Here is a 21,547-nt window from a genome sequence, read left to right as displayed (position 1 = left end):
TACACCGCAGTCGATCCTGCGGTCTTCCTCAGGGTCCCTTCAGCCGAGATTTTCTAGCGTGGTCGTCATGACAGCCATCGCAGCGCAGCCGGCCGTGGACAACGGTGCGGCACCGCAGTGGATCAACGACCTCATGGACGCGCTCGGCGCGCCGGGCGCCGGCCTTGCCATCGCTCTGGAGAATCTCTTCCCTCCCCTGCCGAGCGAGGTGATCCTGCCGCTCGCCGGGTTCGCGGCGAGTTCCGGCCGGATGAACCTGATCGCCGTCCTGCTGTGGACGACGGCGGGGTCGGTGATCGGCGCGCTCGCCCTGTACGGGATCGGAGCCCTGCTCGGCCGGGACCGCACGGTGGCGATAGCGGGGAAGCTGCCGCTGGTGAAGGTGTCCGACATAGAGAAGACGGAGGCGTGGTTCCTCAAGCACGGGACCAAGGCCGTGTTCTTCGGCCGGATGATTCCCATCTTCCGGAGCCTGATCTCCGTGCCGGCGGGTGTCGAACGGATGCGGCTGCCCCTCTTCCTCGCCCTGACCACGCTGGGCAGCGCGATCTGGAACACCGTGTTCGTCCTCGCGGGCTACGCCCTGGGGGACAACTGGTCCGAGGTCTCGGGCATCGCCTCCACGTACTCGAAGGTGATCCTCGCGATCGCCGCTCTGGCACTGCTGGTCTTCGTCGTGATGCGCCTGCTGCGGCCGGGAGCCGGCCATCGCAGGCGGGGCCGCGGACGCGACGGGCGGCAGGACATACGACCGCCGGCCGACGGCGACAGCGACACCACCGGCACGGACACCGGCACCGGCACCGGCACCGGCACCGGCACCGGGGACGATGCCGGGGATCCGGGCGGCCGGGTCAGCGAGCCGGGCTCACCGCACGCAGGAACTCCCGCAGGATCCGCTCACCGGCCAGGACACCGCGCTCGGGCAAGACGTTGATCGTCGGAGCCGTCCAATCGGAGTCGGCCAGTTCGCCGTGGCCGGGGCGCCAGCCGTGGTCGGCGGCGAGAAGCAGGTCGGCGTCGAGGAGTGAGTCGCCTGCGGCGAGGGTGAGTTCGGCACCGCTGCGGCGGGCGACCTCGTGCACGGCGGCGCTCTTGGTGAGCGGCTTGGGGACGGCGTAGATCTTGCGGCCCTGGAGGGACACGGTCCAGCCGCGGTTCTCGGCCCACACGGCGAGTTCCTTCACCCAGTCCTCGGGCAGGAGTTCACGCTCGACCACGAGGTAGGCGAAGAGGTCCTCGGCGACCCGGTGCTTGCGCACCCACAGTGGGTCGGCGGTGTTCATCAGGTGGTCGCGGACCTCGGCCAGCGACGCGCATTCGTCGGCCAGCCGTGCGGTCACCCGCGCGTGCCAATCGGGGTCGGAGACGCCGTCCACCAGCAGGTGGCCGCCGTTGGCGCAGATCGCGTACTTCGGCTCGGGGCCGGGGAGGTTGATGCGCTGGTACTGCTTGCGGGTCCGGGTGGTGGTCGGTACGAAGACCGCCGTGTCGCCGAGGTCGGACAGCAGTTGGGCGGCCGTCTCGGTCATGTAGGAGAGGGGTTTGCTCTCGTAGACCTCCACGCACAGCAGGCGTGGTGCCCTCAGGTCGGGCATGGTCAGTCCGAGCGCGGCCGCCGAGTAGATGAGCGTGCGGTCGAGGTCGCTGGCGACGAGCACCGGCATCAGAGCGTCACCGCCGTGCCGTCGGCGCCGGTGGCGCCCCGCGTGTACTGGGGGTGGATCAGCCCGACACAGGTGTAGGGCAGGTCGGCGACCTCCTCCACGGGTACGCCCCGCTGTTCGGCCAGCAGGCGCACATGGTCCAGGTCGGTGCCGGCACCGGCGCGGGCCAGCACCTTCCAGGGGACGCGGCGCAGCATCACGCGGGTGGTCTCGCCGACGCCGGGCTTGACGAGGTTCATGTCGTGGATGCCGTACTCCTCGCTGATGCGCTCGACGGCGGCCCAGCCCTCCCAGGTGGGGGTGCGGTCGGCGGAGAGGAGGTCCTTCGCCTGGGCGTCGACCGTGTCGGTGACGTCCGGGAAGCGGGCGGAGACGGCGTCGAGGAAGGCCGGTGACAGGTCGGCGCCGGCGAGTTCGCGGTAGAACTTCGCGCCGTGGAAGTCGTGCGGGCCGACCAGGTCGTCGCGGAGCACGGTGCGGGATATCAGGCCGGAGACGGTGGAGTTGAGGCAGGCGGAGGGGATGAGGAAGTCGTCACGCGTGCCGTAGGTGCGTACGCAGGAACCGGGGTCGGCCAGTACGGCGATCTCCGGGTCGAAGCCGGTGACGCCGTCGGAGGCCTCGAAGTCGAGCAGGGCCGCGGCGAGTTCGCGGGTGATGGCGCCCTTGCCGGTCCAGCCGTCGACGAAGACGACGTCGGCGGGGTCGTGGTGGTCGGCCAGCCAGCGCAGCGCGTTGGCGTCGATGCCGCGGCCCCGGACGATCGACACGGCGTAGTGAGGGAGGTCGAGACCATGACGGAACTGCGCCCAGCGGCGCATCAGAACACCGACTGGGGTGCCCGCGCGGGCGAGGGAGACCAGGACGGGGCGGGGCGATCGTTCCGCGAGCACGATCTCGGTGACGGCACCGACGGCGCGCGCCAGCCGGGCCGCGGACGTCTCCAGCGCCGCGTGGAACAGGTCCTGGTACTGCTCGCTGGGCTGGTACTCCACGGGCAGCGACTCGGCGTAGTGTGCGCCGCCGCGCTGGATCGCCTCCTCGCGCTCCTCGGTCGGCGCCTCCAGCGTCACGTCCGAGAGGTCCTGGAGCAGCCAGCCGACCTCGTCGGGCGCGTACGAGGAGAAGTCGGGGCCGCGCAGGGGCTCGGGCAGCATGGAGGGCCTTTCGGGGGCGTGCGGGTTGTGCGGGACGTACGACGGGACGACCGCGAGCAGGACGTGTGGGACGTGGGCGGCGAGCCGGGCCGGCAGTCCGTCCGGGGCGTGCAGCGCGAGGGTGTCGGCGACCGAGTCGACGACGGCGACGACGGCGTCGAAGCCGGCGCCCGCGACGTTGTAGGCGTAGCGCTCGCCGGGGCCGTCGGCCGGGTCGTCGTGGGCGGGGAAGACCAGGCGGGTGCGTATGGCGTAGCCGGGGTCGTCGACCGCGAGGACGGGAGAGCGGGTGGTGGTGGAGTAGCGCACCTCGAGGCCGGTGGTCTGCTCCAGCGCGTGGGCCAGTCGCAGCGGGGCGTACATGAGCTCCTCGAAGCCGAGGACCAGCACGCGGCGCGCCCCGGCGGGCAGCGCCTCGGCGATCCGCTCCGCCATGCCGGGCAGGGCGCCCTCCAGCCGGTCCCGGTGGGCTGCGGTGAACCCGTGCCGCCCGCCGTCGGGGACCCTGTCGGGCCAGTCCAGCTCGACCCGTGCGACGGAGCCGGACGGTTGCGGGGCGGACGCCTCGGCGGGGGCCGCCGCGGAGGCCGCTGCGGGGGCCGCCGCGGAGGCCGCTGCGGGGGCCGCCGCGGAGGCCGCTGCGGGGGCCGCCGCGGAGGCCGCTGCGGGGGCCGCTGCGGGGGCTGCGGCGTCCGGCGCGCCGTCCGTGCCGGGCGTCTCGTGGCGGGCGACCAGTTCCTGGCCCTTCTCCAGCACGCCCGGCGGCAGTTGGACGGTGCCCGAGGCGGTGGTCACCAGGTCCACGCGGGCGCCGATCTCCCGGGCGAAGTCCTCCAGCCGGCCGGCGTCCGCGGACGAGCGCATGTCGACCAGGGCCACCACGACGTACCGCTTGCGGGGATAGCGCTCGTGCAGGGCGCGGATGGTGTTGAGCACCGTGTTTCCGGTGGAGAACTCGTCGTCGACGAGGACCAGTGGCCCGTCGCCCGCCAGCAGCGCCGGATCCTCCGGCAGCAGGAGGTGGGAGGTCGCGTGCGAGTGGGACTCCTCGAAGCCGCCCGCCCGGGCGACTCCGGTGACCGGACGGCGGGTGGAGTGCAGGTAGGGGGCGAGGCCCAGGCCGTCGGCAACGGAGTGGCCGAGTCCGGTGGCGGTCTCCGCGTAGCCGAGGACGACCGCGTGTCCGGCCGCCTCCGTGCCGAGCAGTTCACGGACGCGCCGGCCGAGGGCGACGCCGTGGCCGTACACGACGGAGGGCGACTGCGGAACGTGTTTGCCGAGCACGTTGGAGACGAGCAGGTGCGCCCGCTTGGGGTTGCGGCGCAGGGCGAGGCCCAGCAGGCCGGTCAGCGTGTCGTCGCCGGTGAGTTCGACGCCGAGCCGCTCGGCGACCCAGTTGCCGGACCACACTCCGGCGCGTCCCTCGGCGTGCGCCCTCTCGGTCATGTGCTGGTGCCTCCCGTTGTCCATCGTGGCTTGTCCATCGCGGCATGGGCCCTGGTGTCGGTCATGGGTTCCTTGCGTTCAGTCGGACAGGCCGGCGGCGAGCAGCTCCACGAAGCCGATGTCCTCGTTCGCCACCCCGAAGATCTCGGCGCGCAGCAGTGTCCGCTCGGCCCAGGCTCGGTGGGGCTTCACCTCGTTCATCTTGTTCGTGTAGGCCGACCTCATCACACCGCCGCCGCACCGTTCGGGCCGCAGGATGTCCTGGGCGTCGCTGAACTCCTCGTGGCTGACGACGGACAGCGCGTGCACGGGGAGGACGTGCGAGGGGTGGATGCAGGTCTTGCCGAGCAGGCCGTTGGCACGGTCGAGGGAGATCTCCCGCAGCAGGCCGTCCATCGAGTGCTCGATGAGCTTCTGGCGGAGTTCGACGGCCTGTCCTTCCAGGAAGGGGCTCTGGCGCAGTTGCGGTTTGAACATCCTCTCCTGGACGCGGAAGTACTCCCACACCGGTCCGGTCACCGTGAATCCGGTGCCGTCGGCGCGGGCGAGCATGTTCACCACGTCGGCGATCACGGAGGCGACGATCTGGACGTCGTAGGCCGTCATGTCGGGGCCTCTGCGCAGCCCGTAGGAGGAGCAGAAGTCGGTCACGCCGAGCCGCAGGGCGAGTACGCGGTCGCGGTACTTGTCGACCGCGCGGAAGATGCCCTCCAGCGTCTGTACCCGGGACTCCCGGTACAGCAGGTCCGGGGACTCCAGCACGGGCATGGCGAAGAGTCTGCGGCCGCTGGCGGTCTCGGAGGCGGAGAGCGCCTCCAGGAAGGGCATGCCGCGTTCCTCGGTGAACTTCGGCAGCACGAATCCGGACAGCAGCCGCACGGCGGGGCCGAGGCGCCGTGCGAGGTCGGGTATCTGCTCGGGGGTACGGACCCGGATGAACAGCAGGGGGAGGTCGGAAGGGGAACGTTTCGCCAGGTCCGTGAGCTGGCGGACGAGGTTCGCCTCGCCGACGGGTACGTCCGCGTCGTCGATCGAGTCCTCCAGGCACAGCACCATCGACACCAGCCCGCGCGCGCTCTGCTTCAGGATGTCGTCGGCGAGGCCCGGTCTGGTGGCCGGGCTGTAGAGCGTGGCACCCAGGGCCGCGGACAGCAGCCGGGCCGGGGCGTCCGCCGTGAAGGAGCAGGGCTCCTGATGAAAGAGACGCTTCCGCACATCAGGGGCTATCTGTCCGAAATGACGCATTTAAACTCCCCCGTGGTGTCTGGGCAACCTGTGAATCGTCGAAAGGTGGCCGGTAATAGTACGTACATATCCATGTCGGAGGTTCCCACCGGGCATGAATTCCAGGTAACCCGGCCATGTCGGCGATGGCCACCCGGGGCGAGCGGACACGAACCGAGTACCCGCCCCCGCGTTGTCGTGACCAGGACCGAGAGGGCAGGATGACGGCATGACGCACGCGATGCTGAAGGGGTCGAACGTCCCGCTGCAAGCCACCACGGTACGCGCCGTGCTGCGCTGGACACCCGGGCAGGGGGTTCCCGACGTCGACGCCTCCGCGTTGCTGCTGGGGCCGGACGACCGCGTGCGTTCCGACGAGGACTTCGTCTTCTACAACCAGCCCCGGCACCCCTCCGGGCAGGTCTGGCGGCTCGGCAAGAAGCGGGTCACCGAGGGCCTGACGGACACGATCCAGACAGATCTCTCCGGGGTCGAGCCCTCCGTGGGGCGGATCCTGCTGGTCGCGTCGGCGGACGGCGTCACCTTCGACCGGGTCCGGTCACTGCGCATCCTGCTGCACGACGCCTCGGCCGACGCGGAACCGCTGGCGTACTTCGACGTCAAACCGGAGACCGGTCAGGAGACGGCGCTGATCTGCGGTGAGCTGTACCGGCGCGGGGACGGCTGGAAGTTCCGGGCGCTGGGTGAGGGGTATTCCAACGGGCTCACGGGCCTGGCCACCGACTTCGGCATCTCGGTGGACGAGTCGGAGGGGGCGGACGACCCCATGTCGGCCCCCCGGCCCGAACCGGTCCCGTCCGCTCCCTCTCAGTCCACACCCGACCGGCCGACACCGGCCCGGTCCGCGCCCGCCGCTCCGGTGGTCGGTCCCGACGACCAGCCGACGACCGTGCAGCCCCTCCCGGAGGCCTCGCGGCCGCTGCCGCCGGAGCAGCCCGCCGGCGTACCCGCACAGCCCACGTACGGCTATCCGCAGCAGCCGCCGACGACGCAGCCCGCCTACGGTTATCCGCAGCCGGCCGCCGCACGGTCCGGGTACGGCTATCCGCAGGCGCCCGCGGCGGCCGGGGCCGCCGGCGCGCAGTCCGGCTACGGCTATCCGCAGCCGGTCACGGGCGTGCCCGATCCGGACTTCCGGCTGCCCCCGCAGGGCCCGCAGTTCGTCGGACGGTAGTCGCCTCGCCGGCCGCCGCGGGGGCCCGGCCGTGTGACGCGTCACAGGACCGACCGTGTGACGTGTCACAGACCGCGCCGCGTGGCGGCTCAGTGATGCGGGGCGGGACTCATCGGTCCGCCTTGCTCTTGTGTCCCCGGCCCCATTGCAGGCCCCACCCGTACAGCCGGTCCAGTTCTCCCTGGAAGCCGTACACGAACTTCACCTCGCGGCGGACGAAGATCTCGCCCTTGACGTTCTCGATCATCACCACGGCGCAGGACCGGGCCTGCGGATGCCGCTCGTCGAGGCCTATCTCGATGCGGGGGCCGTTGCTCGGGTAGAGCGTGACAATGGCGTGCGTCCGGTCGAAGGCGGGGGTCTGGTCGTAGATGTAGGCGAAGAGCAGCAGGCGCTTGATGGCGTCCTTGTGGTCGAGGTTGACGTAGATCGTCTCGCCGGAGGCCGAGCCGAACCGGTCGTCGCCGCTGAGTTTGACGTACGGCGGGCCGTTGACGTCGCCCAGGAAGCCGCCGAGCGGCTGGACGACGCCGCGGGTGCCGTCCATGAGTTCGTAGAGACAGCCGAGGTCGAGGTCGACGTTGACCATGCTCTGGCTGTGGCCGACGACCTCGGGGGGCTTGAGCGCCTTGAAGGGGTGCCGCAGCAGGCTCTCCCGCTGGACGCCCCTGATGTCCGAGGTCCGCATCCGCCAGGAGAGGTTGATGCGCAGATTGCCGGTCGCCGCGCCCTGCTTGGTCAGGGAGACCTGGCTGTGCCGTTTGGTCAACTGGATGGAGTTGGTCGCCGCGCTGCCCGAGTCGAACTCGGACTCGCGGCCGCGCCTCAGCCCGTCCAAGAAGCCCATTCCCGCCCCACCTTCACTCGACCGCCGACGGGGCGGCCCCCGAGGAGTCGTCCTCGTCGGCCGCCCCGCACAGAGCGTTCCTCGCCCGGGCCCTGTTCACACCAGCGGAGCAGGCGCACCGGGGGCGAACCCGGCCCGGGAACGAAAGGGTTTCACACCCCGGAGGAGACCTCCGCCTTCTCCTGGTCGCCGTCTCCCCCGGTCGCCGCCAATGCGCGGTTGCGGCGCACCGAGGACCAGAAGGACCAGCCGATCAGGACGACGCCGACGAGGCCGGTGATGAGCTCGTGGATCTGGTACTGGATGGTGACCAGCAGGATGATCGCCAGGGCGCCGATGGCGTAGTGGGCGCCGTGCTCCAGGTAGACGTAGTCGTCGAGGGTGCCCTGGCGGACCAGGTAGACCGTGAGCGACCTGACGTACATGGCGCCGATGCCGAGGCCGAGGGCCATCAGGACGATGTCGTTGGTGACGGCGAAGGCGCCGATGACACCGTCGAAGGAGAAGGACGCGTCCAGGACCTCCAGGTAGAGGAACATGAAGAACGCGGCCTTGCCGGCCAGGGCGACCGCCGACTTGGGCTTGCCGGCGCGGGCGGCCGCCTCCTCCGCCTCGTGCTCGCGTTCCTCCTCCTCTTCGAGTTTGTCCTCGAAGAAGCCGGAGAGACCGCCGACGATCATGTAGGTGATCAGGCCCGCGATGCCGGCGAGCAGAACGGTTTCCGCCTTGTCGGCGTGCGTACCGCCGTGCTGGTGGGCGTTGGTGGCGAAGGTGATGGAGGAGATCAGCAGCACGATCAGGGCGATGCAGACCGACAGCATGTCGACCTTGCCGAGCTTGGCCAGCGGGCGCTCCAGCCAGGCCAGCCACTTGATGTCCCGGTCCTCGAAGATGAAGTCGAGGAAGATCATCAGGAGGAACATGCCACCGAAGGCGGCGATGGACGGATGGGCGTCCGTCACCAGCTCCTGATAGCGGTCCTTGTCGGTGAGCGCGAGGTCGACGGCCTCGATCGGTCCGAGCTGGGCACTGACCGCCACGATCACGACCGGGAACACCAGGCGCATGCCGAAGACGGCGATGAGAACGCCGATGGTGAGGAAGATCTTCTGCCAGAAGGCATTCATCTTCTTCAGGATCCCGGCGTTGATCACCGCGTTGTCGAAGGACAGCGAGATCTCCAGGACGGAGAGGATCGCCACGATGCCGAAGGCGGTCCACCCCCCGTAGAAGACCGCCGCGACCAGGCCGAGCGCGGTGACCGCGAACGACCAGCCGAAGGTTTTCAGAAGCACTGGCTACCCAATCGTGTGTGTACGGGGCTCCCCCGCGCCGTACTCGGCTTTACGAAACGTTGACTCCGAAGTCTAGAGCGATGCCCCGAAGCCCCGACGCGTACCCCTGTCCCACTGCACGGAACTTCCACTCGCCCTGGTAGCGGTAGAGCTCGCCGAAGATCATCGCGGTCTCCGAGGAGGCGTCCTCACTGAGGTCGTAGCGGGCCAGCTCCTGGCCGTCGGCCTGGTTGACGACCCGGATGAAGGCGTTGCTGACCTGGCCGAAGGTCTGGCCGCGCTCGTCGGCCATGTGGATCGAGACCGGAAAGACGATCTTGTCGCAGTGGGCGGGCACGTTGGAGAGGTCGACCAGCACCGACTCGTCGTCGCCGTCCCCCTCGCCGGTGAGATTGTCGCCGGTGTGCTCGATCGAGCCGTCCGGGCTCTTGAGCTGGTTGTAGAAGACGAACCACTCGTCGCCGAGCACCCGGCCACTGCTGCACGCGAGTGCGCTGGCGTCGAGGTCGAAGGGTGCTCCGGTGGTGGAACGCGCGTCCCAGCCGAGCCCGACCAGTACCTGTGTGAGGTTCGGTGCGGCCTTGGACAGGGAGACGTTGCCTCCCTTGGCAAGCGTGACGCCCATGGTGATGGTCCCTCCCCGGGTGATGGTTCTTGGGTTCCTGCGCGTCCGGCGCCGCACGTAAACCGTGCGGCGCCGGACGTATCGAGACGGTGGCCTCGCCGGACGTATCGAGATCATCGCCTCGCCGGACGTTCGAGGCCGTCGCCCCGGTGGCCGGTGGCCGGTGGCCGGGTCGCTCAGACGTTCACGCCGAAGTCCTGGGCGATGCCGCGCAGGCCGGAGGCATAGCCCTGGCCGATGGCCCGGAACTTCCACTCCGCACCGTGCCGGTACAGCTCGCCGAAGACCATGGCGGTCTCCGTGGAGGCGTCCTCGCTCAGGTCGTAGCGGGCGATCTCGGCCTCGCCGGCCTGGTTGACGACGCGGATGAACGCGTTGCGGACCTGGCCGAAGGACTGCTGGCGGTTCTCGGCGTCGTAGATCGAGACCGGGAAGACGACCTTCTCGATGTCGGCCGGGACGCCGGCGAGGTTGATCTTGATCTGCTCGTCGTCGCCCTCGCCCTCACCGGTGGTGTTGTCGCCGGTGTGCTCGACGGATCCGTCCGGGCTCTTCAGGTTGTTGAAGAAGATGAAGTGCGCGTCGCTGGCGACCTTGCCGGCGCTGTTCAGCAGCAGCGCGCTGGCGTCGAGGTCGAAGTCGGTGCCGGTCGTGGAACGGATGTCCCACCCCAGACCGACGATGACCGCGGTCAGGCCGGGGGCCTCCTTGGTCAGCGAAACGTTGCCGCCCTTGCTGAGGCTGACTCCCACGAGTCCTCCATTGGTGTCCAGGGGCGGGGTGCCCCGTAGTGCATGGATATCGGATCAACGATTCGATCCTAGTGACGGGTTCCCGCGCCCCGCAGTCCCCGGAGGCGACAAATCACGTGGTGTCGACACGTGGAGTCGACACGGCGAGCCGTGATGCCGAACGGCGGGGGCGCCGGTCACAGGGTGTCGAGCGCCTTCACGTACTCGGTCAGGTCACGGGCGTCCGGCAGGCCGTTGACCACGGTCCAGCGCACGACGCCCTCCCGGTCGATGATGAAGGTGCCGCGGACGGCACAACCCTTGTCCTCGTCGAAGACGCCGTAGGCGCGCGAGACGTTGCCGTGCGGCCAGAAGTCGGACAGCAGCGGGTACTCCAGACCCTCCTGCTCGGCGAAGACGCGCAGGGTGTGGATGGAGTCGTTGGAAACGGCGAGCACCTGGGTGTCGCGGTCGGAGAACTGCGGCAGGTTGTCGCGCATCTCGCACAGCTCGCCGGTGCACACGCCGGTGAAGGCGAAGGGGTAGAAGAGCACCACGACGTTCTTCCGGCCGCGGAAGTCGGACAGCCGGACGGTCGCGCCGTGGTTGTCCTTGAGTTCGAAGTCGGGGGCCTTGTCGCCTACCTGGATCGCCATGTCCTGTTTCGTCCCTTCCGAGGATGGTTCGCTGGAAACACCCTACGCAGGGACGATCGCGAACCCGCGGACGGGCCGACCGCGGTCGGCCCGTCCGGAGTCCGGGTGGTGCGGAGCCGGGGCTACCGCTTGGACTTTGCGGCCTTGGGCGTAGCCAGCCGGCTGCCGCTCCAGTCCTTGCCGACGCTGACGCTCTTGGACGCCGTCAGTCCGGCGGTCGTCGACGCCTCCGAGATGTCACTGGCCTCGACGTACCCGTCACGGCCGGTCTTCGGCGTGAGAAGGAGGATCGACCCGCCTTCTTCGATGTACGTGGTGGCATCCACCAGCGCATCCGTCAGGTCGCCGTCGTCGTCACGGAACCACAGCACGACGGCATCGGCCACGTCCTCGTAGTCCTCGTCCACCAGCTCGCCCTCGACGGCGCCCTCAATGGCCTCGCGGAGCTCCTGGTCGACGTCGTCGTCGTAGCCGATCTCCTGGACCACCTGCCCGGGCTGGAACCCCAGCCTGGCGGCAGGGTTCGTCCGCTCCTCCGCGTGGTCCGCGGTCGCGCTCACGGGTTGCCTCCTGATCATGTTTCGGTAGATGTCTTCAGCCACGCGCGTGCGCGAGGCTTGGCCGTAGTCCACACGGGCGGGACGGATCGCGCAAGTACCCGGCGTCTGGGACCGCCGAAACGGTGACGATCCCGGCCGTGTCGCCGCAACTCCAGCCATGCCCTCCAACCCGAAGGTGACGTACACCACACCTATCTGCCCCGTTTGCGTATTTGGGAACCAAGTGTGGGTACGAGACTCGAATGAACGTGCCCCCGATCCTCATGGGAGAACCGGTTACCCCACGGTACAGATGACGATTGCCCCCGTGAGGTACACGATGGGGAACCAACGGGGGAATCGGCCCACACACCCGGCAAAGTGGCCCTCTGAAAGCGAAGGAACAGCGTGGCTTCCGCATCCGATCGCAATGATCGCAGTCCGATCATCATTGGCGGCCTTCCGAGTCAGGTTCCTGACTTCGATCCCGAGGAAACCCAGGAGTGGCTCGACTCCCTCGACGCCGCCGTCGACGAGCGCGGCCGGGAGCGGGCCCGCTATCTGATGCTGCGGCTGATCGAGCGGGCCCGCGAGAAGCGCGTGGCCGTGCCCGAGATGCGCAGCACGGACTACGTCAACACCATCCCGACCAAGAGTGAGCCGTTCTTCCCCGGCAACGAGGAGATCGAGCGCAAGATCCTCAACGCCACCCGCTGGAACGCCGCCGTGATGGTCTCACGCGCGCAGCGGCCCGGTATCGGCGTCGGCGGCCACATCGCGACGTTCGCGTCCTCCGCGTCCCTGTACGACGTGGGCTTCAACCACTTCTTCCGGGGCAAGGACGAGGGCGACGGCGGTGACCAGGTCTTCTTCCAGGGGCACGCCTCGCCCGGCATCTATGCGCGCGCGTACCTGCTGGACCGGCTCAGTGAGGAGCACCTGGACGGCTTCCGGCAGGAGAAGTCGAAGGCGCCGCACGCGCTGTCGTCGTATCCGCATCCGCGGTCGATGCCGGACTTCTGGGAGTTCCCGACGGTCTCGATGGGCCTCGGCCCGATCGGCGCCATCTACCAGGCGCGGATGAACCGCTACATGCACGCGCGCGGGATCGCGGACACGTCGCGTTCGCACGTGTGGGCCTACCTGGGCGACGGCGAGATGGACGAGCCGGAGTCGCTGGGCCAGCTCTCCATCGCCGCCCGCGAGGGCCTGGACAACCTGACCTTCGTGGTCAACTGCAACCTCCAGCGCCTGGACGGCCCGGTGCGCGGCAACGGCAAGATCATCCAGGAGCTGGAGTCGGTCTTCCGGGGCGCCGGCTGGAACGTGATCAAGCTGGTGTGGGACCGCACGTGGGACCCGCTGCTCGCCCAGGACCGCGACGGCGTGCTGGTCAACCGCATGAACACGACCCCGGACGGCCAGTTCCAGACCTACGCCACGGAGTCCGGCGCGTACATCCGCGACCACTTCTTCGGCGACGACCACCGGCTGCGCACGATGGTCGAGAACATGACCGACGACCAGATCCTGCACCTGGGCCGCGGCGGTCACGACCACCGGAAGATCTACGCGGCGTACAAGGCGGCCCAGGAGCACAAGGGCCAGCCGACGGTCATCCTCGCCAAGACGATCAAGGGCTGGACCCTGGGCCCGAACTTCGAGGGCCGCAACGCCACGCACCAGATGAAGAAGCTGACGGTCGACGACCTCAAGCGCTTCCGCGACCGGCTGCACCTGCCGATCTCCGACAAGGAGCTGGAGTCCGGCCCGCCACCGTACTACCACCCCGGCCGGGACACGGAGGAGATGCAGTACATGCACGACCGGCGCCTGGGCTGCGGCGGATACGTGCCGACCCGGGTCGTGCGGTCGAAGCCGCTCGCTCTGCCGGAGGACAAGACGTACGCGACCGTGAAGAAGGGGTCGGGGCAGCAGTCCATCGCGACGACGATGGCTTTCGTGCGTCTCCTGAAGGACCTCATGCGGGACAAGGAGCTCGGCAAGCGCTTCGTGCTGATCGCGCCGGACGAGTACCGCACGTTCGGCATGGACTCGTTCTTCCCGAGTGCGAAGATCTACAATCCGCTCGGGCAGCAGTACGAGTCCGTGGACCGCGATCTGCTGCTCGCCTACAAGGAGGCGCCGAACGGGCAGATGCTGCACGACGGCATCTCCGAGGCCGGCTGCACGGCCTCCCTGATCGCGGCGGGTTCGGCGTACGCCACGCACGGCGAGCCGCTCATCCCGGTCTACGTGTTCTACTCGATGTTCGGTTTCCAGCGCACCGGCGACCAGTTCTGGCAGATGGGCGACCAGTTGGCGCGCGGATTCGTGCTGGGCGCGACCGCGGGCCGTACGACTCTGACCGGTGAGGGCCTTCAGCACGCGGACGGGCAGTCGCAGTTGCTGGCCTCGACCAACCCGGCATGCGTGGCGTACGACCCGGCTTTCGGGTTCGAGATCGCGCACATCGTCAAGGACGGGCTGCGCCGGATGTACGGCGGGGACGAACAGCACCCGCACGGCGAGGACGTCTTCTACTACCTCACCCTCTACAACGAGCCCATCCGGCACCCGGCCGAGCCCGAGAACGTGGACGTCGAGGGCATCCTCAAGGGCGTCCACCGCTTCAGCGAGGGCACGGGCGGCTCCATTCCGGCGCAGATCATGGCGTCCGGGGTCGCGGTGCCGTGGGCCGTGGAGGCCCAGCGGATCCTCGCCGAGGAGTGGAACGTGCGCGCCGACGTCTGGTCGGCGACCTCCTGGAACGAGCTGCGGCGCGAGGCCGTGGCCTGCGAGGAGCACAACCTGCTGCATCCCGAGGAGGAGCAGCAGGTGCCGTACGTGACGCGGAAGCTGGCCGGCGCGCAGGGGCCGTTCGTGGCGGTGTCCGACTGGATGCGGTCGGTGCCGGACCAGATCGCGCGGTGGGTGCCGGGGACGTACCAGTCGCTGGGCGCGGACGGCTTCGGCTTCGCGGACACGCGGGGGGCGGCGCGGCGGTTCTTCCACATCGACGCCCAGTCGATCGTGGTGGGAGTGCTGACGGAGCTGGCACGCGAGGGGAAGGTCGACCGGTCGGTGCTGAAGCAGGCGATCGACCGGTACCAACTGCTCGAGGTGACCGCGGCGGACCCGGGGGTGGCCGGCGGGGACGCGTAGGCGCAGCCCCGGGCGCCGCCGGTCGCACCGCGTAGGCGTCACACCGGGCGCCGCTGCTCGTACCGTGTAGGCGTCACGCCGCCCTGCCGCCGGTCGCACAGCACAGGGCGTCACACCGCCCGCCGCCGGTCGTGCGTGGCTCACCCCCGTCCGTGGCGGGCGGGGGTGGGAACATCTGGGCGACGGGTGATGCGCGGGTACGGCTAGAACATGCCGTAGCCCGGGCTTGCCGCTCCGACGAGCCGGATGAGCGCCAGGAGCGTGTCGATGGCTCCCAGGACCAGGGCGACCACGGCCGGTACCGGGCGGGACCCCGCCCAGCCGCGGCCCATGGCGAGCCAGCCGCAGACGACCGCCACGGGGCCGAGGACGATCCCCAGCACGAAGAACCCGGCGACCGCGCAGACGACTCCGACGATTCCGAACGTCGCGCGATCCGGCCCGGCCCGTAACCTCGTCCGGCCACGTGAGCGGGGGTGCCCGCGCGATCCCTGTCCGAAGCTCGCCATCATCAACTCCCTGAACTCCTCGTGGAGTTCGGGTACCCGCGTGCGGCGTGTCATGCCTGCCTCGAACGTGCTGCCTGCGCGCCGCCCCCCTCCGGCAGCGCGCCGCAGCCTCTCACCCCCCGTGCCCTGCGGAGGACTTGACCCACTGTGACCTGCGGTGTCCCGCCGAGGGGAGGGTTCGCGCACCCTGTCACCCTGATGGACGAATCGGGTGACAGGGCGGCCCCGGGATCGCGTGGTCGAGGACTTCGTGGGCGCGGATCAGATGTGGCCCGCGCCCGCGCCCGCCTCCGCGTTGTCACCGCGCTTGGTGAGGAAGGCGACGAACACCGCCACGACCGCGACGCCGGCGGCGACGAGCGAGGCCAGGCTCATGCCGGAGATGAAGGTGTCGTGGGCGACGTCCGCGATCTTTCCGGCGACCTGGGCCGGGGTGCCCTCGGGCACCGGTGCGATGCCCTGCTGCACGGCCTGGGCCGTCAGCTCCTCCTGGGCCGGCGAGAGCTTGGGCAGCCCCGCGTCCGCCCAGTTGCCCGCGAGGTCGCTGTCGACCTTGGAGGCCATCACGGCGCCCAGCACCGCCGTGCCCAGGCTGCCGCCGATCTGCATCGCCGCCTGCTGAAGGCCGCCCGCGACGCCCGACAGCTCCATCGGCGCGTTGCCCACGATGACCTCCGTGGCACCCACCATGACCGGCGCGAGACCGAGACCGAGCAGCGCGAACCAGATGGACATCGTCACGCTGCCGGTGTCCGTCTCCAGGGTGGACATGCCGTACATGGCGACCGCGGTGCACACCATGCCTCCCGCGAGCGGGATCCGCGGACCGACCTTGGTGATCATCGCGCCCGCCAGCGGGGAGGCGACGATCATCATGGCCGTGAGCGGCAGCAGGTGCAGGCCGGCGTCGATCGGGCTCATGCCGTGCACGTTCTGCAGGTAGAAGGTGACGAAGAACAGGCCGCCCATGAAGGCGATGGCCATCAGGACCATCAGGACGACACCCGCCGACAGCGGCACCGACTTGAACATCGCGAGCGGGATCAGTGGCTCCCGCACCCTGGTCTCCCAGAAGGAGAACGCGGCGAAGCCCACGACCGCCACACCGATGAACAGCCAGGTCTGGCCGGAGCCCCAGCCCCACTCCGGCGCCTTGATGAGCGCCCAGACGAGGCAGAACATCGAGGCGGACAGCAGGGCGATGCCGAGGATGTCGAAGGAGCGCGGGGCGTTCTCGGCCCGGTGGTCCAGCAGGATCAGCACGCCGAGCACCACGGCGAGGATGCCGACCGGCACGTTGATGAAGAACACCGACTGCCAGCTCACGTGCTCGACCAGCACGCCGCCCAGGATCGGGCCGCCCGCGGTGGAGGCGCCGATGACCATGCCCCAGATGCCGATGGCCATGTTGAGCTTCTCGGCCGGGAAGGTGGCCCGCAGCAGGCCGAGCGCGGCCGGCATCAGCAGCGCGCCGAACAGGCCCTGGAAGACCCGGAAGACGATGACCATCGCGATGCTGTCGGACAGCCCGATGGCGCCGGAGGAGGCCGCGAAGCCGGCCACACCGATGAGGAAGGTCTGCCGGTGACCGAAGCGGTCGCCGAGCTTGCCCGCGGTGATCAGGCAGACCGCGAGCGCGAGGAAGTAGGCGTTGGTGATCCACTGCAGTTCGGACCAACTGGCACCCAGGTCCTTGCCGATGGCCGGGTTGGCGATCGCCACGATGGTGCCGTCCAGGGCCACCATCATGACCCCGACCGCGACGGTGACGAGGGTGACCCACGGATGGCCGCGCAGTCCCCTGGCGGGCGCGGAACCCGACGGGGCGCCGTCGCCCGGTCCCGGCTTGTCGAGCGTGGTCTGACTAGTCATACCGTGAGGCTAATGACAGCCTCTGACAGTTGACAAACCAATTCACGAGTCAGTAACTGACATTTTAAATTGCACCTGTGTCACCTGCGTGAAGGAGTGAACTCTTGGGCGGCCTGCGCGAACTCAAGAAGCAGCGCACCCGGGACCTCCTGCTGCGCTCCGCCCTCGAACTGTTCACCGAGCGCGGTTACGAGGAGACGACCGTCGACGACATCGCGGAGGCCGCCGACGTCTCGCAGCGCACCTTCTTCCGCTACTTCGCCTCCAAGGAGGACGCGGCGTTCTTCGTGTCGCGGCTCGCGGAGTCCCGCTTCGTCGAGGCCGTGCGCGCCCGCCCGCCCGAGGAGGCGCCCCTGGACGCCCTGCGTCTGGCCCTCGTGGAGAGCTGGAGCACCATCGGCGAGGCCGTGGAGCAACTGATTCCGCTCGAGCTGCACATGCGGTTCTACCGGGTGATCGAGTCGACACCCGCACTGCTCGCCGCCCATCTGCGGCGCGCGACGGAGCTGGAGGAGGAGATCGCCCGCGTCGTCGCCCGCCGCGAGGGCCTGGACGTGGACACGGACCCGCGGCCCCGTGTGGTCGTGGCCGTCTTCGGAGCGGTGATGCGGGTGACCGAGCGGATCTGGTCGGCGCGGGACGACGCCAGTCTGGCGGCGCTACGGGACCTGACGGCCTCCTACCTCGACCAGGTGGCGCCCGCGCTCACCGGAAGTTGGCGTGACCGCCCCCTCGCCGAACCCGCGGACACCGAACCCGCAGACCCAGCCCCGTAGCACAGCAGCATCAGCACCACGCCGAAACGTGATCCGTGTCACTGGATTCACGCGAGACCGTGCCGTTCTCCTAGTGTGTCCTCCCAGTGACTTCCTTCGACACCTCCCCGCAGCTAAACGTCTGGCGCGTACTGCTCGCCCTGGCCGTGGTGTTCGTGATGCTGGCGACCACCGGCTGGACCGCCCTGCGCGACCAGCGGGGCCCCACGGCCCTCGAAGCGTCGGTCACGGCCTGGGAGCACGGCCGGATCGACGGACGGCGGCTGCCCGACGCGCAGGCGGCTCCCGCCCGGCTGGCCCGCTTCTTCGCCTCGCTCTCCGAATGGCAGCGCACGAGCCTGGCCCGCCGCTACCCCCTGGCCGTCGGCAACATGAACGGCGCCCCCGTCCAGGTGCGCTACCTCGCCAACCGGGCCGCACTCGACAAAGCGAGAGCGGTGGCGCGAGAACGCACGCACGACAAGCGGCTGTCCCCGGCCGGTAAGCGCGAGGCGGGCCGGCGCATGCACAACTACGAGTCGCTGCTCGACCCCGACCGGCACATCCTCGCCTTCGACCCGGCGGGCTCCGGCAAGGTCGCCGAGGTGTTCGGGAACCTGAACCGCGCCGACCGCGTGTCCGTCGTCGTGCCCGGCGTGGACACCGAACTGCTCACCTTCCAGCGCACCGACCGCAAAAAGTACTCGGCGCCCGTAGGCATGGCCGAGTCCCTGTACGCGGCCGAGCGCACGGCGAGCCCCGGCACCGGCACGGCCGTGATCGCCTGGGCCGACTACACCTCCCCCAGCGGGCTCGGCATGGAGGCGGCCACCGCGAACCGCGCCGAGCACGGGGCGGTGCGGCTGAACGCGCTGCTGCGGGCGCTGCCCGGCCGGGCCCCGGTCTCCCTCTTCTGCCACAGCTACGGCTCGGTGGTGTGCGGCCTCGCCGCCGACGCACTGCCGGCCCGGGTGACCGACATAGCGGTGGCGGGCAGTCCCGGCATGCGCGCCGAGAACGCCTCCCACCTGGACACCTCCGCCCATGTGTGGGCGATGCGGGACGCCGACGACTGGATCCAGGACGTGCCGTACCTGGAGGTCGGCGGCCTCGGACACGGCGCCGACCCGGTGTCCGCCGCGTTCGGGGCACGCGTGCTGTCGGCGCGGGGTGCCGAGGGCCACGCGGGCTACTTCGTACCCGGTACGGACAGCCTGCGGAACTTCGCGGAGATCGGGGTTGGCGCATACCGCACGGTGGCCTGTGCCGGCGAAGATGACACATGCCGGGCGGGTTTGTCCGTGGCGACGGCGGCCGGACGCGCGTAGAGGCGTAGAAACTCCGGTTTGCACGGGGAGGGGACGGAGAGGCTCGTGCCGCATACGATGAGCCGCATGGGTGACGTACTGGCCGGATTTCATGCCGCCTGGGAGTTCGAGTCCGACTCCGTGCTCATCCGCTACGAACGGGGGATTCGAACACCCAAGCTGTTCCAGGCCCTGGGGGAACGCCGTGTCCCCCTGGAGGCGATCGCCGGCGTGACGCTCACGCCCGGCCGGCGTGGCACCGTCGTGCTGCGCATCGAACCACGTGCGGGCGCCGACCCGCTCATCGAGGCGGCGGCCGGACAGTTGAAGGAGAGCGGCGACCCCTACCGCCTGGTGCTGCCCGCCGAACGGGAGACGCTCGCGGAGTACTACGCCGACGAGCTGCGGGCGCTGCTGACCGAGCCCGGCAAGACCGAGCGGTACCTGGTCGCCGCGCCCGAGGCTCCGCTGCACTTCAAGGCGTACGACGGGAAGGCGTCCTTCGACGGCAAGGCGGTGTCCTTCCGGTGGTCCTGGACGGGCGCGTCGTCGGCGAAGTGGAAGGCCGGCGACCAGAGCTTCCCGGTCGCCGACCTGGGCGGGGTGGAATGGCGGTCCCCCGAGATGTTCGAGGGCTACCTGCGCCTACTGCCGCGCGAAGCCGCCGCCTCCGCCGCCTCCGTCTCCGGCGCCTCTTCCGTCTCCTCCGTCTCCGCCGCCCCCGCCGCTCCGGCCGTCCCGCAGGCCGACCAGGATCCGGCGGCGGTCGTCTTCGGGCTCGGGTACGGACCGGTGCACGAGTCGCTGCCGTTCGCCGCCGCGGTACTGGCGGCGGTGCGGGGCCGGGGCCCCGCCATGCCGGTTCCGGTGCCGGCGCCCAGGCGTGACCCCGCGGACATCGCCGAGCGGATCCGGCACCTGGGCGAGCTGCACCAGCAGGGGCTGGTGACGGACGAGGAGTTCTCCTCGAAGAAGGCGGAGTTGCTGGCGGAGCTCTAGCACACCCCGGGTGTCTCTACTCCCGTCCGGCAGACGTGAACGTCATGTCCGCGTACCGGTCCCCCGCGACCTTCTCCGCGATCGGCTCCAGCAGGGACAGCTCCGCGTCGGTGAGCACGATCCTCGTCGCCGCCGTGTTCTCCTCCACCCGCGCGGGCTTGCGCGTGCCCGGGATCGGGACCACCGGCAGACCGTGGACCTGGGCACGCTGCTGGACCCAGGCCAGGGCGATCTGGCCGAGGGTGGCGTCGTGGGCCTCGACGAGGGTGCGGACCGGGTCGAGGAGGGCCGCGTTGGCCGCCGCGTTGTCGCCGGTGAAGCGGGGCTGCCGATGGCGGAAGTCGTCGGCGGCGAGCGTGTCGGTGCCGGTGACGGCACCGGTGAGGAAGCCCCGGCCGAGCGGTGAGTACGGGACGAGGGCGACGCCCAGTTCGCGGGCGGCCGGCACCACGCCCGCCTCGATGTCCCGGCTGAACAGCGACCACTCCGACTGCACGGCGGCGATCGGATGCACCGTCCGCGCCGCCCGCAGCTCGTCGCCCGTCACCTCGCTCAGGCCCAGGTGCTTGACCTTGCCCTCGCGCACCAGGTCGGCCATGACGCCGACGGTCTCCTCGATCGGCACGTTCACGTCGCGCCGGTGCATGTAGTAGAGGTCGATCACGTCGACGCCCAGGCGGCGCAGGCTCGCCTCGACCGACTCGCGGATGTAGGGCGCGTCGTTGCGGATGATCCGCCGGAAGGGGGCATCGGGAGGCGAGGAGAGCGCGAACTTGGTGGCGATCACCACCTCGTCGCGGTGGGCCTGGAAAAACGGTGCCAGAAACCGCTCGTTGTCCCCGGCACCGTACGCGTCGGCCGTGTCGTAGAGCGTGACGCCGAGTTCCAGCGCCCGTTCCAACGTGGCGCGGGACGCGTCGGTGTCGACGGGGCCGTAGGCCCAGCTCATGCCCATGCAGCCGAGGCCCTGGACGCCCACTTCGGGGCCGTCCCCGCCGAGCCGCGCCGTCGGGATGTTGCTGTCCGTCATCGGTTCCTCTCTCCTTCACGGGGGCGTCCGGCGTCCCCGTAGAAGCTGATCTTCCGGTCGAGTACGGCGACGGTCTCCTGGAGCTCGGCGATCCGCGTCAGCACGTCGCGCCGGGTGGACTCCAGCAGTTCCCGCCGGTCGAGGTAGGTGCTCTCGCCCTCGCGCACCAGCTCCGCGTACCTGACCATGTCGGCGACCGGCATGCCCGTCATGCGCAGCTTGCCGACGAAGTCGAGCCAGTCCAGGTCGCGGTTGCTGTAGCGGCGCTGCCCGGTGTGCGAGCGGTCGATGTGGGACATCAGGCCGATCCGCTCGTACCAGCGCAGCGTGTGGGCCGTCAGTCCGGTGAAGGCGACGACCTCGCTGATCGTGTAGTGGTCCTGCCCGTCGGGGCACGGGTGGCGCCGGGGCGGAGCCGAGCAGATGTCTGTTCTGGTGGCGTCTCTGGTGGCGTTCGGCCCGAGTGTCCCGGCCGTGCTCTGCATCACCGTCATGACCTCCACGCTATGACCTTCGAGTGCACTCCAA

General features: G+C 69.9%; 19 protein-coding genes. 6 read left to right on the top strand and 13 right to left on the bottom strand.

What is annotated here, in order from left to right; translation table 11 throughout:
• Positions 1-67 precede the first annotated feature (67 nt).
• On the top strand, positions 68-937 hold the full coding sequence (locus tag KUM40_RS10235; RefSeq protein ID WP_217165317.1) for a DedA family protein: 870 nt from the start codon (positions 68-70) through the stop codon (positions 935-937).
• Here KUM40_RS10235 and KUM40_RS10230 read toward each other — a convergent pair.
• From KUM40_RS10230 to KUM40_RS10220, 3 genes are all read right to left on the bottom strand, one after another.
• On the bottom strand, positions 855-1,667 hold the full coding sequence (locus KUM40_RS10230) for an HAD family hydrolase (RefSeq protein WP_217165315.1): 813 nt from the start codon (positions 1,665-1,667) through the stop codon (positions 855-857). The two genes, KUM40_RS10235 and KUM40_RS10230, sit on opposite strands and share 83 nt — an antisense overlap.
• Positions 1,667-4,270 carry a phosphoribosyltransferase gene (locus tag KUM40_RS10225; protein ID WP_217165313.1) on the bottom strand — a complete coding sequence of 868 codons (2,604 nt, stop codon included), beginning with the start codon at positions 4,268-4,270 and terminating at the stop codon, positions 1,667-1,669. The genes KUM40_RS10230 and KUM40_RS10225 overlap by 1 nt, the downstream gene beginning before the upstream one ends.
• 78 nt (positions 4,271-4,348) lie before the next feature.
• Entirely contained in the window at positions 4,349-5,515 is a 1,167-nt protein-coding gene (locus KUM40_RS10220) for an HpcH/HpaI aldolase/citrate lyase family protein (protein ID WP_217165311.1), read from the bottom strand.
• 208 nt (positions 5,516-5,723) lie between these two features.
• On the opposite strand from KUM40_RS10220, the gene KUM40_RS10215 reads away from it, so the two are divergent.
• Positions 5,724-6,689 carry a TerD family protein gene (locus KUM40_RS10215; protein ID WP_217165308.1) on the top strand — a complete coding sequence of 322 codons (966 nt, stop codon included), beginning with the start codon at positions 5,724-5,726 and terminating at the stop codon, positions 6,687-6,689.
• Positions 6,690-6,798: 109 nt separating this feature from the next.
• Here the strand turns inward: KUM40_RS10215 and KUM40_RS10210 are convergent, their stop codons facing one another.
• From KUM40_RS10210 to KUM40_RS10185, 6 genes are all read right to left on the bottom strand, one after another.
• Complete coding sequence (locus tag KUM40_RS10210) at positions 6,799-7,536, bottom strand: Tellurium resistance (protein WP_217165306.1); 738 nt, start codon at positions 7,534-7,536, stop codon at positions 6,799-6,801.
• A gap of 152 nt (positions 7,537-7,688) precedes the next feature.
• Positions 7,689-8,831 carry a DUF475 domain-containing protein gene (locus tag KUM40_RS10205; protein ID WP_217165304.1) on the bottom strand — a complete coding sequence of 381 codons (1,143 nt, stop codon included), beginning with the start codon at positions 8,829-8,831 and terminating at the stop codon, positions 7,689-7,691.
• Positions 8,832-8,880: 49 nt separating this feature from the next.
• Complete coding sequence (locus KUM40_RS10200) at positions 8,881-9,456, bottom strand: TerD family protein (RefSeq protein ID WP_217165302.1); 576 nt, start codon at positions 9,454-9,456, stop codon at positions 8,881-8,883.
• Between the two features lie 176 nt (positions 9,457-9,632).
• Positions 9,633-10,208 (bottom strand): calcium homeostasis/redox stress adaptation protein, encoded by a 576-nt coding sequence (locus KUM40_RS10195; protein ID WP_217165300.1) that lies wholly within the window; start codon positions 10,206-10,208, stop codon positions 9,633-9,635.
• A 176-nt stretch (positions 10,209-10,384) separates the two neighbouring features.
• Complete coding sequence (locus KUM40_RS10190; RefSeq protein WP_217165298.1) at positions 10,385-10,843, bottom strand: peroxiredoxin; 459 nt, start codon at positions 10,841-10,843, stop codon at positions 10,385-10,387.
• Between the two features lie 122 nt (positions 10,844-10,965).
• Positions 10,966-11,403, bottom strand: coding sequence for a DUF3052 domain-containing protein (locus tag KUM40_RS10185; RefSeq protein WP_007449195.1), 438 nt, complete (start codon positions 11,401-11,403; stop codon positions 10,966-10,968).
• 387 nt (positions 11,404-11,790) lie between these two features.
• On the opposite strand from KUM40_RS10185, the gene aceE reads away from it, so the two are divergent.
• Positions 11,791-14,547 carry a pyruvate dehydrogenase (acetyl-transferring), homodimeric type gene (gene aceE / locus KUM40_RS10180; protein WP_217165296.1) on the top strand — a complete coding sequence of 919 codons (2,757 nt, stop codon included), beginning with the start codon at positions 11,791-11,793 and terminating at the stop codon, positions 14,545-14,547.
• Between the two features lie 203 nt (positions 14,548-14,750).
• On the opposite strand, the gene KUM40_RS10175 is transcribed toward aceE, so the two are convergent.
• Both KUM40_RS10175 and KUM40_RS10170 read right to left on the bottom strand, forming a co-directional pair.
• On the bottom strand, positions 14,751-15,059 hold the full coding sequence (locus KUM40_RS10175; protein ID WP_217165344.1) for a small hydrophobic protein: 309 nt from the start codon (positions 15,057-15,059) through the stop codon (positions 14,751-14,753).
• A 258-nt stretch (positions 15,060-15,317) separates the two neighbouring features.
• The gene (locus KUM40_RS10170) at positions 15,318-16,928 is read right to left on the bottom strand and encodes an MFS transporter (protein WP_217165294.1); all 1,611 of its coding nucleotides are present in this window, start codon (positions 16,926-16,928) and stop codon (positions 15,318-15,320) included.
• Positions 16,929-17,032: 104 nt separating this feature from the next.
• On the opposite strand from KUM40_RS10170, the gene KUM40_RS10165 reads away from it, so the two are divergent.
• The 3 genes from KUM40_RS10165 (at position 17,033) to KUM40_RS10155 (ending at position 19,989) form a co-directional block, all read left to right on the top strand.
• On the top strand, positions 17,033-17,704 hold the full coding sequence (locus KUM40_RS10165; protein ID WP_217165291.1) for a TetR family transcriptional regulator: 672 nt from the start codon (positions 17,033-17,035) through the stop codon (positions 17,702-17,704).
• An 86-nt stretch (positions 17,705-17,790) separates the two neighbouring features.
• Positions 17,791-19,011, top strand: coding sequence for an alpha/beta hydrolase family protein (locus tag KUM40_RS10160; RefSeq protein ID WP_217165290.1), 1,221 nt, complete (start codon positions 17,791-17,793; stop codon positions 19,009-19,011).
• A 66-nt stretch (positions 19,012-19,077) separates the two neighbouring features.
• A complete protein-coding gene (locus tag KUM40_RS10155; RefSeq protein WP_217165288.1) occupies positions 19,078-19,989 on the top strand; it encodes a DUF4429 domain-containing protein in 912 nt (303 codons plus the stop codon).
• Positions 19,990-20,005: 16 nt separating this feature from the next.
• On the opposite strand, the gene KUM40_RS10150 is transcribed toward KUM40_RS10155, so the two are convergent.
• Positions 20,006-21,019 (bottom strand): aldo/keto reductase, encoded by a 1,014-nt coding sequence (locus KUM40_RS10150; RefSeq protein ID WP_217165286.1) that lies wholly within the window; start codon positions 21,017-21,019, stop codon positions 20,006-20,008.
• Complete coding sequence (locus tag KUM40_RS10145; RefSeq protein ID WP_217165284.1) at positions 21,016-21,513, bottom strand: MerR family transcriptional regulator; 498 nt, start codon at positions 21,511-21,513, stop codon at positions 21,016-21,018. The genes KUM40_RS10150 and KUM40_RS10145 overlap by 4 nt, the downstream gene beginning before the upstream one ends.
• Positions 21,514-21,547 lie beyond the last annotated feature (34 nt).

It is taken from the genome of Streptomyces sp. AC512_CC834 (assembly GCF_019049325.1).
In the GTDB taxonomy this organism is placed as follows: Bacteria; Actinomycetota; Actinomycetes; order Streptomycetales; family Streptomycetaceae; genus Streptomyces.
The sequence above is the reverse complement of the archived record's forward strand: the minus strand, read 5'-3'. Positions and strand labels throughout refer to the sequence as shown.

Excerpts from the sequence above, each read along its gene's own strand:
- KUM40_RS10235 (WP_217165317.1), top strand. The coding sequence starts at position 68 with ATGACAGCCATCGCAGCGCAGCCGGCCGTGGACAACGGTGCGGCACCG.
- KUM40_RS10230 (WP_217165315.1), bottom strand. The coding sequence starts at position 1,667 with ATGCCGGTGCTCGTCGCCAGCGACCTCGACCGCACGCTCATCTACTCG.
- KUM40_RS10225 (WP_217165313.1), bottom strand. The coding sequence starts at position 4,270 with ATGACCGAGAGGGCGCACGCCGAGGGACGCGCCGGAGTGTGGTCCGGC.
- KUM40_RS10220 (WP_217165311.1), bottom strand. The coding sequence starts at position 5,515 with ATGCGTCATTTCGGACAGATAGCCCCTGATGTGCGGAAGCGTCTCTTT.
- KUM40_RS10215 (WP_217165308.1), top strand. The coding sequence starts at position 5,724 with ATGACGCACGCGATGCTGAAGGGGTCGAACGTCCCGCTGCAAGCCACC.
- KUM40_RS10210 (WP_217165306.1), bottom strand. The coding sequence starts at position 7,536 with ATGGGCTTCTTGGACGGGCTGAGGCGCGGCCGCGAGTCCGAGTTCGAC.
- KUM40_RS10200 (WP_217165302.1), bottom strand. The coding sequence starts at position 9,456 with ATGGGCGTCACGCTTGCCAAGGGAGGCAACGTCTCCCTGTCCAAGGCC.
- KUM40_RS10190 (WP_217165298.1), bottom strand. The coding sequence starts at position 10,843 with ATGGCGATCCAGGTAGGCGACAAGGCCCCCGACTTCGAACTCAAGGAC.
- KUM40_RS10175 (WP_217165344.1), bottom strand. The coding sequence starts at position 15,059 with ATGATGGCGAGCTTCGGACAGGGATCGCGCGGGCACCCCCGCTCACGT.
- KUM40_RS10170 (WP_217165294.1), bottom strand. The coding sequence starts at position 16,928 with ATGACTAGTCAGACCACGCTCGACAAGCCGGGACCGGGCGACGGCGCC.
- KUM40_RS10155 (WP_217165288.1), top strand. The coding sequence starts at position 19,078 with ATGGGTGACGTACTGGCCGGATTTCATGCCGCCTGGGAGTTCGAGTCC.
- KUM40_RS10150 (WP_217165286.1), bottom strand. The coding sequence starts at position 21,019 with ATGACGGACAGCAACATCCCGACGGCGCGGCTCGGCGGGGACGGCCCC.
- KUM40_RS10145 (WP_217165284.1), bottom strand. The coding sequence starts at position 21,513 with ATGACGGTGATGCAGAGCACGGCCGGGACACTCGGGCCGAACGCCACC.